A 12,957-nucleotide genomic window follows, 5' to 3' on the forward strand; every position below is an offset into this window, starting at 1 on the left:
ACCTTAATAAATATATTCTTCTTTATTGGCCATCATGTCATTATAATCTTCTTTTGAACCTACAATTGTATTGTCATATTCTCTCATACCAGTTCCGGCTGGGATTCTATGTCCTACAATTACATTTTCTTTCAATCCTTCTAAGTAATCGATTTTACCTGCAACAGCAGCTTCATTCAATACTTTAGTAGTTTCTTGGAACGATGCAGCAGAGATAAACGATTTAGTTTGAAGCGATGCTCTTGTAATACCTTGTAAAACAGGTGTTGCAGTTGCAGTAACAACATCACGAGCCACAACAAGATTTTTATCTGTACGTTTCAATAAAGAGTTTTCATCACGCAATTCACGAGGCGTAATAATTTGTCCTTCTTTTAATGCACTAGAATCTCCAGCGTCTTCAACCACTTTCATACCATACAATTTATCATTTTGAACGATAAAGTCCTTAGTGTGAATTAATTGATCTTCTAAGAATAAAGTATCACCTGGATCTTGTACTCTTACTTTACGCATCATTTGACGTATTACTACTTCAAAGTGTTTGTCGTTAATTTTTACCCCTTGCAAACGGTATACTTCTTGAATTTCATTAACTAAGTACTGTTGAACAGCAGCTGGTCCTTGAATTCTTAAAATGTCATCCGGAGTAATCGCTCCATCAGATAAAGGCACCCCTGCTCTTACGAAGTCATTTTCCTGAACTAGAATTTGGCTTGATAATTTAACCAAGTATTTTCTAACATCACCAAATTTAGATTCGATAACGATCTCACGGTTACCTCTTTTGATTTTTCCAAAAGAAACAACACCATCAATCTCAGAAACAACAGCTGGATTTGAAGGATTACGAGCTTCTAACAACTCTGTAATTCTTGGTAAACCTCCTGTAATATCTCCTGATTTAGAAGAACGACGAGGAATTTTCACCAATACTTTACCTGCTTTAATTTTCTCCCCGTTTTCAACCATCAAGTGGGCTCCAACTGGTAAGTTGTAAGAACGAATCAATTCATTGTCTTTACCGTAAACCAATAAAGTTGGAATTAATTTTTTAGCTCTAGATTCAGAAATTACTTTTTCTTGGAAACCAGTTTGCTCATCAATTTCAACCATATATGATTGACCTTGCTCTAATTCTTCGTAAGCAATTTTACCGGTAAATTCAGAAACGATAACTCCATTATATGGATCCCATTTACAAATCACATCTCCTTTAACAACAGATTGACCGTCTTTAACGAAGATACTAGAACCGTAAGGGATATTATTAGTACTTAATAAAATACCTGTTCTTTCATCAATTAATTTTAACTCAGTAGAACGAGATACTACAATATCAACTGCATTACCTTCGCTATCTTCACCTTTAACAGTTTTTAAATCTTCGATTTCAAGTTTACCATTAAATTTCGTAATGATGCTTGATTCTTCAGATATACCACCCGCAACCCCTCCAACGTGGAATGTACGTAATGTCAACTGTGTACCAGGCTCTCCAATAGACTGTGCTGCAATAACACCAACAGCTTCTCCTCTTTGAGTCATTTTTCCGGTAGCTAAATTTCTACCGTAACATTTAGCACAAATTCCTTTCAATGCTTCACAAACAAGAGGCGAACGAACTTCCACTTTCTCAATTGGAGAAGCTTCAATTTGTTTCATTAATGCCTCAGTGATTTGCTCACCTGAACGAACTAGTACATCATTATTTAAAGGATTAATTACGTCTTGCAATGCAACACGTCCTAAAATTCTTTCTCCTAAAGTTTCAACTATTTCTTCATTCTTTTTCAATGCTGATACTTCAACACCTCTAAGAGTACCACAATCATCAATGTTTACAATAACATCTTGAGACACATCATGTAGCCTTCTTGTTAAATATCCTGCATCGGCCGTTTTCAAAGCCGTATCCGCAAGACCTTTACGCGCACCGTGAGTAGAGATAAAGTACTCAAGGATAGAAAGACCTTCTTTAAAGTTAGAAAGAATCGGGTTTTCAATAATTTCACCACCACCAGCAGTAGATTTTTTTGGCTTAGCCATCAAACCACGCATACCAGTTAACTGACGAATTTGTTCTTTGGAACCCCTTGCTCCAGAATCAAGCATCATATACACCGAGTTGAAACCTTGTTGGTCTTCTCTAATGTTTTTCATTGCTAATTCTGTCAATTGAGCATTTGCTGAAGTCCATACATCAATAACTTGGTTGTAACGTTCGTTATTAGTAATAAGACCCATGTTATAATTTACAGAAATTCCTTGAACTTGTTCTCTGGCATCTGCAATTAATTTTGGTTTTTGATCTGGAATTCTAATATCACCAAGAGAGAATGACAATCCACCTTTGAAGGCAAATTTGTAACCCATATCTTTCATGTTATCCAAGAAAGCCGCAGTTGTAGGTACATCGGTAGCGCTTAAAACGTGTCCGATAATATCTCTAAGGTTTTTCTTAGTCAATACATCATTGATATATCCAGCTGCTTCAGGTACTACTTCATTAAATAATACACGACCAGCAGTAGTTTTAATAATTTGGTAAACTAAGTCACCAGCTTCATTAAAATGTTTTGCTCTAATTTTCACAGAAGCATTCAATTCTAATCTACCTTCATTCAAAGCAATATTTACTTCTTCAGCAGAATAAAAAGTGATTCCTTCTCCTAAAATTTTAAGCTCAGGCGTAGATAAACGTTCTTTGGTCATATAGTATAGACCCAAGACCATATCCTGAGAAGGTACCGTAATTGGAGCACCATTTGCAGGATTCAGAATGTTGTGAGAACCCAACATTAATAGTTGTGCTTCCAAAATAGCTTCTGGTCCTAAAGGCAAGTGAACTGCCATTTGATCCCCATCAAAATCCGCATTAAATGCAGTACAAACTAAAGGGTGCAATTGGATTGCTTTTCCTTCAATTAATTTTGGTTGGAATGCTTGGATACCTAATCTGTGCAAAGTAGGAGCACGATTCAGTAATATTGGGTGACCTTTGATAACATTTTCAAGGATATCCCAAACTACAGGCTCTTTCTTATCTATTATTTTCTTAGCTGATTTTACAGTTTTTACAATTCCTCTTTCTATCAATTTACGGATAACAAAAGGTTTGTATAATTCTGCTGCCATATCTTTAGGGATACCACATTCAGATAATTTCAATTCAGGTCCAACAACAATTACCGAACGAGCAGAATAATCCACACGTTTTCCAAGTAAATTTTGACGGAAACGTCCTTGTTTACCTTTAAGGGAATCAGATAATGATTTTAATGGTCTGTTTGATTCTGTTTTTACTGCAGAAGCTTTACGCGTATTATCGAAAAGTGAATCTACAGATTCCTGCAACATACGTTTTTCATTTCTTAAGATAACTTCTGGAGCTTTAATCTCCATTAATCTCTTCAAACGGTTGTTACGTATAATTACACGACGGTATAAATCATTTAAATCTGAAGTTGCAAAACGACCTCCATCAAGTGGTACGAGCGGACGTAATTCTGGTGGAATAACTGGTACCACTTTCATAATCATCCATTCAGGACGATTCTCACGGTTCAAGTTAGACTCACGGAAAGATTCAACAACTTGTAATCTTTTTAACGCTTCAGTTTTACGTTGTTTAGACGTTTCATTGTTAGCATTGTGTCTTAATTGGTAAGACAATTGATCTAAATCAATTCTTGCCAATAAGTCCATAATACACTCTGCTCCCATTTTGGCAACAAATTTATTAGGATCAAAATCATCAAGATATTGGTTGTCAGCAGGAAGAGTATCTAAAATATTCAAATATTCTTCTTCTGTCAAAAAGTCTAATCTTTGTACTGATTCACCTTCCGCATTTTTAGCGATACCTGCTTGGATTACTACGTATCTTTCGTAGTAAATAATCATATCTAATTTCTTAGATGGAAGACCAAGGATATAACCAATTTTGTTTGGAAGAGAACGGAAATACCAGATATGAGCAATAGGCACAACTAGATTGATGTGACCAACTCTGTCTCTACGTACTTTTTTCTCAGTAACTTCTACACCACAACGGTCACAGATGATCCCTTTGTAACGTATTCTTTTGTATTTACCACAAGCACATTCGAAATCCTTAACTGGTCCGAAAATTCTTTCGCAGAAAAGACCATCACGCTCTGGTTTGTGCGTTCTGTAGTTGATAGTTTCTGGCTTTAATACTTCACCTCTTGATTCTTTCAAGATAGATTCAGGAGAAGCAAGGCCTATTGAGATTTTATTAAACCTTTTTACAGGGTTTTTATCTTTATTGTTATTATTTCTATTATTCATCATAGTTTTTACTATTGATTTATTTGCAATTAAAAATTGATTTTAGATTTATGATTTACTTAAATCATTAAAACTATTACCTCGAATTACTTCACTAAACTTCAAATAAAATTTTTTTGAAGTGCTAATTATAAAACCTCTTGGTTCTAAATAAAAAATCGGAACGGGTTACGGGTATAAATCCTAAAAACTTTTATAAATGAGTAATCAGTCCCAATAAAAATTGAGACTGACTACTTCAAATATTATTTATTCTTCTAAACGAATGTCAAGTCCAAGACCTTTTAATTCATGCATTAATACATTGAATGATTCAGGTAATCCTGGTTCTGGCATAGATTCACCTTTAACGATTGCTTCGTAAGTTTTAGCTCTACCGATAACATCATCAGACTTCACAGTCAAGATTTCTCGAAGAGTACTTGATGCTCCATAAGCTTCAAGTGCCCAAACCTCCATCTCTCCAAAACGTTGACCTCCAAATTGAGCTTTACCTCCAAGTGGTTGTTGTGTAATCAACGAGTATGGACCTATAGAACGTGCGTGCATTTTATCGTCAACCATGTGTCCAAGTTTCAACATGTAGATTACTCCAACTGTTGCTGCTTGATGGAAACGCTCTCCTGTACCACCATCATATAAATGTGTATGTCCAAAACGTGGTACTCCAGCCTCGTCAGTCAATTCATTGATTTGATCTAAAGTTGCTCCGTCAAAAATTGGTGTAGCAAATTTTCTACCCAAATTCTGTCCAGCCCAACCTAAAACAGTTTCATAAATTTGACCAATATTCATACGTGAAGGTACACCTAATGGGTTCAACACGATATCAACTGGCGTTCCGTCTTCAAGGAAAGGCATATCTTCATGACGAACAATACGAGCAACAATACCTTTGTTACCGTGACGTCCAGCCATTTTATCCCCAACTTTCAGTTTACGTTTCTTAGCAATATAAATTTTAGCTAATTTCAAAATTCCAGCTGGTAATTCATCACCAACAGTAATTGTGAATTTCTCTCTTCTTAATGCTCCTTGTAAATCATTCAATTTAATTTTATAGTTATGAATTAAATCATTAACCATTTTATTGGTAGCATCATCAGCTACCCATTGACCTTTACTTAAGTGAGCAAAATCTTCTACAGCATAAAGCATTTTTTGAGTATATTTTTTACCTTTTGGTAAAACTTCTTCACCCAAATCATTCATTACACCTTGAGATGTTTTTCCGTTGACGATCAAGAAAAGCTTTTCAACCAATTTGTCTTTTAATTCAACAAATTTAACTTCAAACTCCATTTCAAGTGCTCCTAAAGCATCCTTGTCTTGTGTACGTTTACGTTTATCTTTTACTGCTCTCGCGAACAATTTTTTGTCTAAAACAACACCATGTAAAGAAGGAGACGCTTTCAATGAAGCATCTTTTACATCACCTGCTTTATCCCCGAAGATTGCACGAAGCAATTTCTCTTCCGGAGTAGGATCTGATTCTCCTTTTGGAGTAATTTTTCCGATAAGAATGTCACCAGGTTTAACCTCGGCTCCAATTCTAATCATACCATTTTCATCTAAATCTTTAGTAGCTTCTTCAGAAACGTTCGGTATATCGTTCGTTAATTCTTCGTTACCTAATTTAGTATCTCTAACTTCCAATGAATAATCATCAACGTGAATAGAGGTAAAAATATCGTCACGAACTACTTTTTCAGAAATTACAATCGCATCCTCAAAGTTGTACCCTTTCCATGGCATAAATGCAACTTTTAGGTTTCTACCTAAAGCTAATTCTCCATTTTGAGTAGCATAACCTTCTGACAATACTTGTCCAGGAACCACTCTATCCCCTTTTCTTACGATAGGTTTTAGATTGATACTTGTACCTTGATTGGTTTTTCTAAATTTAATTAGATTGTATGTTTTTTCATCAGGTTCAAAACTTACCATTCTTTCTTCCTCAGAACGATCGTATTTGATAGTGATGATATTTGCATCTACATATTCAATAACTCCATCTCCTTCAGCGTTAATTAAAACTCTAGAATCAGAAGCAACTTGACGCTCTAAACCAGTTCCAACAATTGGAGCTTCAGGACGAATTAATGGTACGGCCTGACGCATCATGTTAGATCCCATCAAGGCTCTATTCGCATCATCATGTTCTAAGAAAGGAATCAAAGAAGCTGAGATAGAAGCAATTTGGTTTGGAGCAACATCGGTATAATCTACTCTTGTTGGTTCAATTACCGGGAAATCACCTTCTTGACGTGCAATTACGTCTTCGGCAGTAATTTTTCCAGTAACATCCATTTGAATGTTTGCCTGAGCAATCATCATTCCTTCTTCTTCTTCTGCGCTTAAGTAAACTGGAGTAGAAACTAAATCTACAGTTCCATTTGTTACTTTACGGTAAGGTGTTTCAATGAAACCCATTCCGTTTACTTTAGCATAAACACCAAGAGATGAAATCAAACCAATGTTTGGTCCCTCAGGAGTTTCAATTGGACATAAACGTCCGTAATGCGTATAGTGAACGTCACGTACCTCAAAACCTGCTCTTTCTCTCGAAAGTCCACCTGGTCCTAGTGCAGATAATCTTCTTTTGTGTGTAATCTCTGCTAGTGGATTCGTTTGATCCATAAACTGAGACAACTGGTTTGTTCCAAAGAAAGAGTTGATAACAGATGATAATGTTTTAGCATTAATCAAATCTATTGGTGTAAACACCTCGTTATCTCTAACGTTCATACGCTCTCTAATAGTTCTGGCCATACGTGCTAAACCAACACCGAATTGTTGTGACAATTGCTCACCAACTGTTCTAACACGACGGTTTGATAAGTGATCAATATCATCAATCTCCGCTTTAGAGTTGATTAATTCGATCAAATATTTTACAATGGTAATGATATCTTCTTTGGTAAGCACTTGCTTTTCCATTGGGATATCTAAACCAAGTTTTTTATTCATTCTATAACGACCTACTTCACCTAAGTTGTAACGTTGATCAGAGAAGAATAATTTATCTATAATACCACGAGCAGTTTCTTCATCAGGCGGTTCTGCGTTACGCAATTGTCTGTAGATATGCTCAACAGCTTCTTTTTCAGAATTTGTTGGATCTTTTTGCAGCGTATTGTGAATAATGGCATAATCACCTTGATTAGCATCTTCTTTATGCAACAAAATAGATTTAACGTTAGAATCAATGATTTCTTCAACATTATCTTTATCGATAATGGTATCTCTATCAAGGATTATTTCGTTACGTTCGATAGAAACTACTTCACCAGTATCTTCATCTACGAAATCTTCATGCCATGTATTCAATACACGAGCAGCTAATTTTCTACCGATATATTTTTTAAGTCCTGTTTTAGAAACTTTAATTTCCTCTGCAAGATCAAAAATCTCTAGGATATCCTTGTCTCTTTCGAATCCAATTGCACGGAATAAAGTAGTTACAGGTAACTTTTTCTTTCTGTCGATATAAGCATACATTACACTGTTTATATCCGTAGAAAATTCTATCCAAGAACCTTTGAAAGGAATTACTCTGGCAGAATATAATTTTGTTCCATTTGCATGGAATGATTGACCAAAGAAAACACCTGGTGATCTATGTAATTGAGAAACAACTACACGCTCAGCACCATTAATAACAAAGGTACCGCTTGGTGTCATATAAGGAATTGTACCAAGATAAACATCTTGAACAATTGTTTCAAAATCTTCATGTTCCGGATCTGTACAATACAGTTTTAACCTTGCTTTTAAAGGCACACTATAAGTAAGACCTCTTTCTATACATTCTTGAATTGTGTAACGAGGCGGATCTACAAAATAATCAAGAAATTCCAATACAAAATTGTTTCTTGTATCAGTAATAGGGAAATTTTCCATGAAGGTATTGTAAAGCCCTTCGTCGCCTCTTTCGTCAGATTTAGTTTCTAATTGAAAAAAATCTTTAAACGATTTAACCTGAACATCTAGAAAATCTGGATAATCAGGAATATTTTTAGTAGAGGCAAAATTCAATCTTTCAGTTTGATTTGTTATCATCAATGGACAAAATTTTGATTAAAAAAGTAATTATTTGCGTATAAATATAATTTATTTATACTTTTCTTTTACTACCATTACATCTTTAAAAACCAATTTAAGATAACTACTTTCTTATTATCTGTTAATTTTTTTTCCTCGTAATGGGTAAAATGAATTTATTATAAAAGACTAATATGTAATTATACAAGGTAGACTTTTGTTATACGAAAAATGGTTTAGGTCTTTGGATATGAATCCAAGACCTAAACCTAATTCTCAAAAAGAGTTAAACTATTTAAGTTCAACCTCAGCTCCAGCTTCTTCTAAAGATTTTTTAAGCCCTTCAGCTTCTTCTTTAGAAACACCTTCTTTTACATTACTTGGTGCGCTGTCAACTACATCTTTAGCTTCTTTCAAACCTAAACCTGTAAGTTCTTTTACTAATTTCACAACTGCTAATTTAGAAGCACCTGCTGCTTTTAATACAACTGTAAATTCTGTTTGAACGTCTTCAGCAGCAGCTTCACCACCACCTGAAACTACTACAGCTGCAGCAGCTGGTTCGATTCCGTACTCATCTTTTAATATTGTTGCTAATTCGTTAACTTCTTTTACCGTTAGGTTAACTAATTGTTCTGCGAATTGTTTCAAATCTGCCATTTTTTCTATCGTTTTAAAATGATTTGTAAAAATATAATTTATTTATTGTGCGCTTTTTTAAATAAAAACTAGAGCAAAACTCTATTTTTATTATGCTTCCACTTCTTCTGTAGCCTCTTCGCTTTTTGCGAATTGGTTTTGAAGAGCAGAAATAACTCTTTGTGCTGGTGACTGCAATAATCCAATAAGTTCGCCGATAAGCTCTTCTTTAGATTTAATAGTTGCTAATGCATCTAATTGATCGTCTCCGATATAAATTTCAGCATTAATATAAGCTCCCTTTAATACAGGTTTAGCTGATTTTTTTCTGAAATCTTTTATTATCTTACCAGGAGCGTTTGCTATGTCAGAAATGAATATAGCGCTATTACCAGTCAAAACTGAAGGTAAATCTCCATAATCATTAGCTGAAGCTTCCATTGCTTTTGCAAGCAAAGTGTTTTTAACAACTTCTAATTTTATACCTGCTTTAAAACAAGCTCTTCTCAAGTTTGAAGTAGTCTCTGCATTAAGTCCAGAAATATCAGATACATAAACAATGTTTGTACCAGCTAACTGTGCAGTTAAAACTTCAATCGCGATTGATTTTTCTTCTCTAGTCATACTAAAAATTTTTAACTACCAATTATACTGCTTTAGGATCCAATGCAATTGCAGGACTCATAGTGCTAGTTAGGTAAATACTTTTGATGTAAGTTCCTTTAGCCGCAGTTGGTTTAAGTTTGATTAATGTTTGAATAATTTCGTGAGCATTGTCAACAATTTGTTCAGCCCCAAAAGAAACCTTACCAATTCCCGCATGCACTATACCAGTTTTATCAACTTTAAAGTCAATTTTACCAGCTTTTACCTCTTGAACAGCTTTTGCAACATCCATAGTTACAGTACCTGTTTTAGGGTTAGGCATTAAACCTCTAGGTCCTAATATACGACCTAATGGACCTAATTTACCCATAACAGAAGGCATAGTGATGATTACATCAACATCTGTCCAACCGTCTTTTATTTTTTGTAAATAATCGTCAAGACCTACAAAGTCTGCTCCTGCTGCTAAAGCTTCCGCTTCTTTGTCTGGAGTAACCAATGCTAATACTTTAACGTCTTTACCAGTTCCGTGAGGTAATGTTACCACACCTCTAACCATTTGATTCGCTTTTCTTGGATCTACACCCAAACGAACTGCGATGTCAACAGACTCATCAAATTTTGCAGAAGAAACTACTTTTATTAATGCCGCAGCATCTTTAAGAGAATATAGTTTGTTCTTTTCAATTTTTGAAGCAGCCTCTTTTTGCTTTTTTGTCAATTTTGCCATGTTTTTCTCTTAATTAAAAAGGAGAATCTCCTGATACAGTTATACCCATAGATCTAGCTGTTCCAGCAACCATACTCATTGCAGACTCCATAGTGAATGCATTTAAGTCTGGCATCTTGTCTTCAGCAATAGCTCTAATTTGTTCCCAAGTAACACTAGCTACTTTTTTACGATTAGGCTCACCAGAACCAGATTTTAGCTTTGCAGCTTCCATTAACTGAACTGCTGCCGGAGGAGTTTTTACAACAAAATCAAATGATTTGTCTTTATACACAGTAATTTGTACTGGGCATATTTTGCCGGGTTTATCTTGAGTTCTAGCATTAAATTGCTTACAGAACTCCATGATGTTTACCCCAGCAGCTCCTAAAGCAGGTCCAACCGGTGGCGATGGATTCGCAGCACCTCCCTTAACTTGTAGTTTAACTACCTTACTAATTTCTTTAGCCATTTTTTAAAAAATTTAACACAACAATCATTGGAAGCGATTGTGGTGGATATTATAGATGTAACAAAAATTATACTTTTTCAACTTGCATAAAACTCAATTCCAACGGGGTTTTTCTTCCGAAAATCTTAACCATTACTTCAAGTTTACGCTTTTCTTCGTTAATTTTCTCAACAGTACCATTGAAACCATTAAACGGACCATCAACAACTTTTATAGTTTCACCTAAGTTGAATGGTATAGATCGAGTATCTGTATTAACAGCTAACTCATCAACCTTACCTAACATTCTATTTACTTCAGAAACTCTTAACGGTACAGGTTCCCCATTTTTTGTTTCACCTAAAAAACCAATAACACTTGTTATAGATTTAATAATATGAGGAATCTCCCCAATTAGGTTTGCTTCAATCATAACATAACCAGGAAAATAAACTTTATCCTTGATTATTTTTTTTCCTTCTTTAACAGTAACCACTTTTTCAGTAGGAACCAGAACTTGCGAAACATAATCACCCATCCCTAATCTTGCGATTTCAGTTTCGATGTATGCTTTCACTTTATTCTCTTGTCCACTTACCGCTCTAACGACATACCACTTTTTTACACTACTATCTGCCATAACAAAAAAATTATGCTTTTATCCAGTTAAAAAATCCGGCTAATGCTTTTGCGAAAATTTCATCAACTCCCCAAGTTGCCAAAGCGAATACTACTGAAAATACAGCAACAACAATCGTTAGACGTTGTACTTCAGCCCAAGCTGGCCAAGTTACATTTGACTTTAACTCCTCAAATGCCTCTGATATGTAATTAACAACTTTTGTCATTGTGATTTAGTTTATTTGCACGGGCGGAGGGATTCGAACCCCCATCAACGGTTTTGGAGACCGCTATTCTACCCTTGAACTACGCCCGTAGTTAAAAGCCAGCAACAACCTAAGCGGTTACTGGCTTTACTTAATTATATATAACTACGCTGTGATTTCAGTTACCTGACCAGCACCTACTGTTCTACCACCCTCACGGATAGCGAAACGTAAACCAACATTTAATGCAATTGCACTAAGCAATACAACACTAATAGTTAAGTTATCCCCAGGCATAACCATCTCTACACCTTCTGGCAAAGTAATGATACCTGTTACGTCAGTTGTACGTACGTAAAACTGTGGACGGTAGTTATTATGAAATGGTGTGTGACGACCACCTTCTTCTTTTTTCAAGATATAAACCTCAGCTTTGAAAGTAGCGTGTGGCTTAACTGAACCTGGCTTGCAGATAACCATTCCTCTTTTGATGTCTTCTTTTTGAATACCTCTTAAAAGAATACCTACGTTATCTCCTGCTTCACCTCTATCAAGGATTTTACGGAACATCTCAACTCCAGTAATAGTAGAAGTTAATTTTTCAGCTCCCATACCAATGATTTCAACTGGATCTCCTGTATTAGCAACTCCTGTTTCGATACGACCTGTAGCAACAGTTCCACGACCAGTGATTGAGAATACATCTTCAACAGGCATTAAGAAAGGTTTTGCAACGTCTCTTACTGGCTCTTCGATCCAAGCATCAACAGCTGCCATCAATTCAAGAATTTTTGGTACCCAAACTGGATCATTATTCAATCCACCTAAAGCTGAACCTTGAACAACAGGACCATTATCTCCATCATATTCGTAGAAAGATAACAAGTCTCTGATTTCCATCTCAACTAATTCAAGTAATTCCTCATCATCAACCATATCCACTTTATTCATGAATACAACCATTCTAGGAATACCTACCTGACGACCTAAAAGGATATGCTCACGTGTTTGTGGCATAGGACCATCAGTCGCAGCAACTACAAGAATAGCACCATCCATTTGAGCAGCACCTGTAACCATGTTTTTTACGTAATCCGCGTGACCAGGACAGTCAACGTGAGCGTAATGACGATTAGCAGTTTCATACTCAACGTGAGATGTATTAATTGTAATACCTCTTTCTTTTTCTTCTGGAGCATTATCAATTTGATCAAATGATTTTGCTTGACAGTAACCTGCATCAGACAATACTTTTGTAATTGCCGCAGTTAATGTCGTTTTTCCGTGATCCACGTGCCCAATTGTTCCAATGTTTAAATGGGGCTTGTTACGGTTAAAATTTTCCTTTGCCATTTTACTTAATTTTT

General features: G+C 35.5%; 9 protein-coding genes and 1 tRNA gene. All 10 read right to left on the minus strand.

The window, feature by feature from the left end; all coding sequences use genetic code 11:
* Positions 1-3: 3 nt before the first annotated feature.
* The 10 genes from rpoC to tuf all read right to left on the minus strand — a co-directional run bounded on the left by rpoC (position 4) and on the right by tuf (position 12,943).
* On the minus strand, positions 4-4,317 hold the full coding sequence (gene rpoC / locus BUC23_RS00060; RefSeq protein WP_073203480.1) for a DNA-directed RNA polymerase subunit beta': 4,314 nt from the start codon (positions 4,315-4,317) through the stop codon (positions 4-6).
* Between the two features lie 246 nt (positions 4,318-4,563).
* Positions 4,564-8,376 (minus strand): DNA-directed RNA polymerase subunit beta, encoded by a 3,813-nt coding sequence (gene rpoB, locus BUC23_RS00065; protein ID WP_073203483.1) that lies wholly within the window; start codon positions 8,374-8,376, stop codon positions 4,564-4,566.
* 273 nt (positions 8,377-8,649) lie between these two features.
* Entirely contained in the window at positions 8,650-9,018 is a 369-nt protein-coding gene (rplL, locus tag BUC23_RS00070; RefSeq protein WP_039109063.1) for a 50S ribosomal protein L7/L12, read from the minus strand.
* A 90-nt stretch (positions 9,019-9,108) separates the two neighbouring features.
* The gene (gene rplJ / locus BUC23_RS00075; RefSeq protein ID WP_073203487.1) at positions 9,109-9,621 is read right to left on the minus strand and encodes a 50S ribosomal protein L10; all 513 of its coding nucleotides are present in this window, start codon (positions 9,619-9,621) and stop codon (positions 9,109-9,111) included.
* 22 nt (positions 9,622-9,643) lie between these two features.
* Entirely contained in the window at positions 9,644-10,333 is a 690-nt protein-coding gene (gene rplA / locus BUC23_RS00080) for a 50S ribosomal protein L1 (RefSeq protein ID WP_073203489.1), read from the minus strand.
* A gap of 13 nt (positions 10,334-10,346) precedes the next feature.
* Positions 10,347-10,784: a 50S ribosomal protein L11 gene (gene rplK / locus BUC23_RS00085; RefSeq protein WP_035619182.1), complete on the minus strand. Its 438-nt coding sequence runs from the start codon at positions 10,782-10,784 to the stop codon at positions 10,347-10,349.
* A 67-nt stretch (positions 10,785-10,851) separates the two neighbouring features.
* Positions 10,852-11,403 (minus strand): transcription termination/antitermination protein NusG, encoded by a 552-nt coding sequence (nusG, locus tag BUC23_RS00090; RefSeq protein ID WP_073203492.1) that lies wholly within the window; start codon positions 11,401-11,403, stop codon positions 10,852-10,854.
* A gap of 10 nt (positions 11,404-11,413) precedes the next feature.
* On the minus strand, positions 11,414-11,611 hold the full coding sequence (gene secE, locus BUC23_RS00095; RefSeq protein WP_073203496.1) for a preprotein translocase subunit SecE: 198 nt from the start codon (positions 11,609-11,611) through the stop codon (positions 11,414-11,416).
* An 18-nt stretch (positions 11,612-11,629) separates the two neighbouring features.
* Positions 11,630-11,700: transfer RNA gene (locus tag BUC23_RS00100), tRNA-Trp, on the minus strand.
* Positions 11,701-11,755: 55 nt separating this feature from the next.
* On the minus strand, positions 11,756-12,943 hold the full coding sequence (gene tuf, locus BUC23_RS00105; protein ID WP_073203499.1) for an elongation factor Tu: 1,188 nt from the start codon (positions 12,941-12,943) through the stop codon (positions 11,756-11,758).
* Between the last annotated feature and the right edge of the window lie 14 nt (positions 12,944-12,957).

Origin of the sequence: Flavobacterium xinjiangense (assembly GCF_900142885.1) — a bacterium.
Lineage (GTDB): Bacteria > Bacteroidota > Bacteroidia > Flavobacteriales > Flavobacteriaceae > Flavobacterium > Flavobacterium xinjiangense.

Coding starts and splice junctions, on each gene's coding strand:
- nusG (WP_073203492.1), bottom strand. CDS start 11,403: ATGGCAGATAGTAGTGTAAAAAAGTGGTATGTCGTTAGAGCGGTAAGT.
- rpoC (WP_073203480.1), bottom strand. CDS start 4,317: ATGATGAATAATAGAAATAATAACAATAAAGATAAAAACCCTGTAAAA.
- tuf (WP_073203499.1), bottom strand. CDS start 12,943: ATGGCAAAGGAAAATTTTAACCGTAACAAGCCCCATTTAAACATTGGA.
- rpoB (WP_073203483.1), bottom strand. CDS start 8,376: ATGATAACAAATCAAACTGAAAGATTGAATTTTGCCTCTACTAAAAAT.
- rplJ (WP_073203487.1), bottom strand. CDS start 9,621: ATGACTAGAGAAGAAAAATCAATCGCGATTGAAGTTTTAACTGCACAG.
- secE (WP_073203496.1), bottom strand. CDS start 11,611: ATGACAAAAGTTGTTAATTACATATCAGAGGCATTTGAGGAGTTAAAG.
- rplA (WP_073203489.1), bottom strand. CDS start 10,333: ATGGCAAAATTGACAAAAAAGCAAAAAGAGGCTGCTTCAAAAATTGAA.
- rplK (WP_035619182.1), bottom strand. CDS start 10,784: ATGGCTAAAGAAATTAGTAAGGTAGTTAAACTACAAGTTAAGGGAGGT.
- rplL (WP_039109063.1), bottom strand. CDS start 9,018: ATGGCAGATTTGAAACAATTCGCAGAACAATTAGTTAACCTAACGGTA.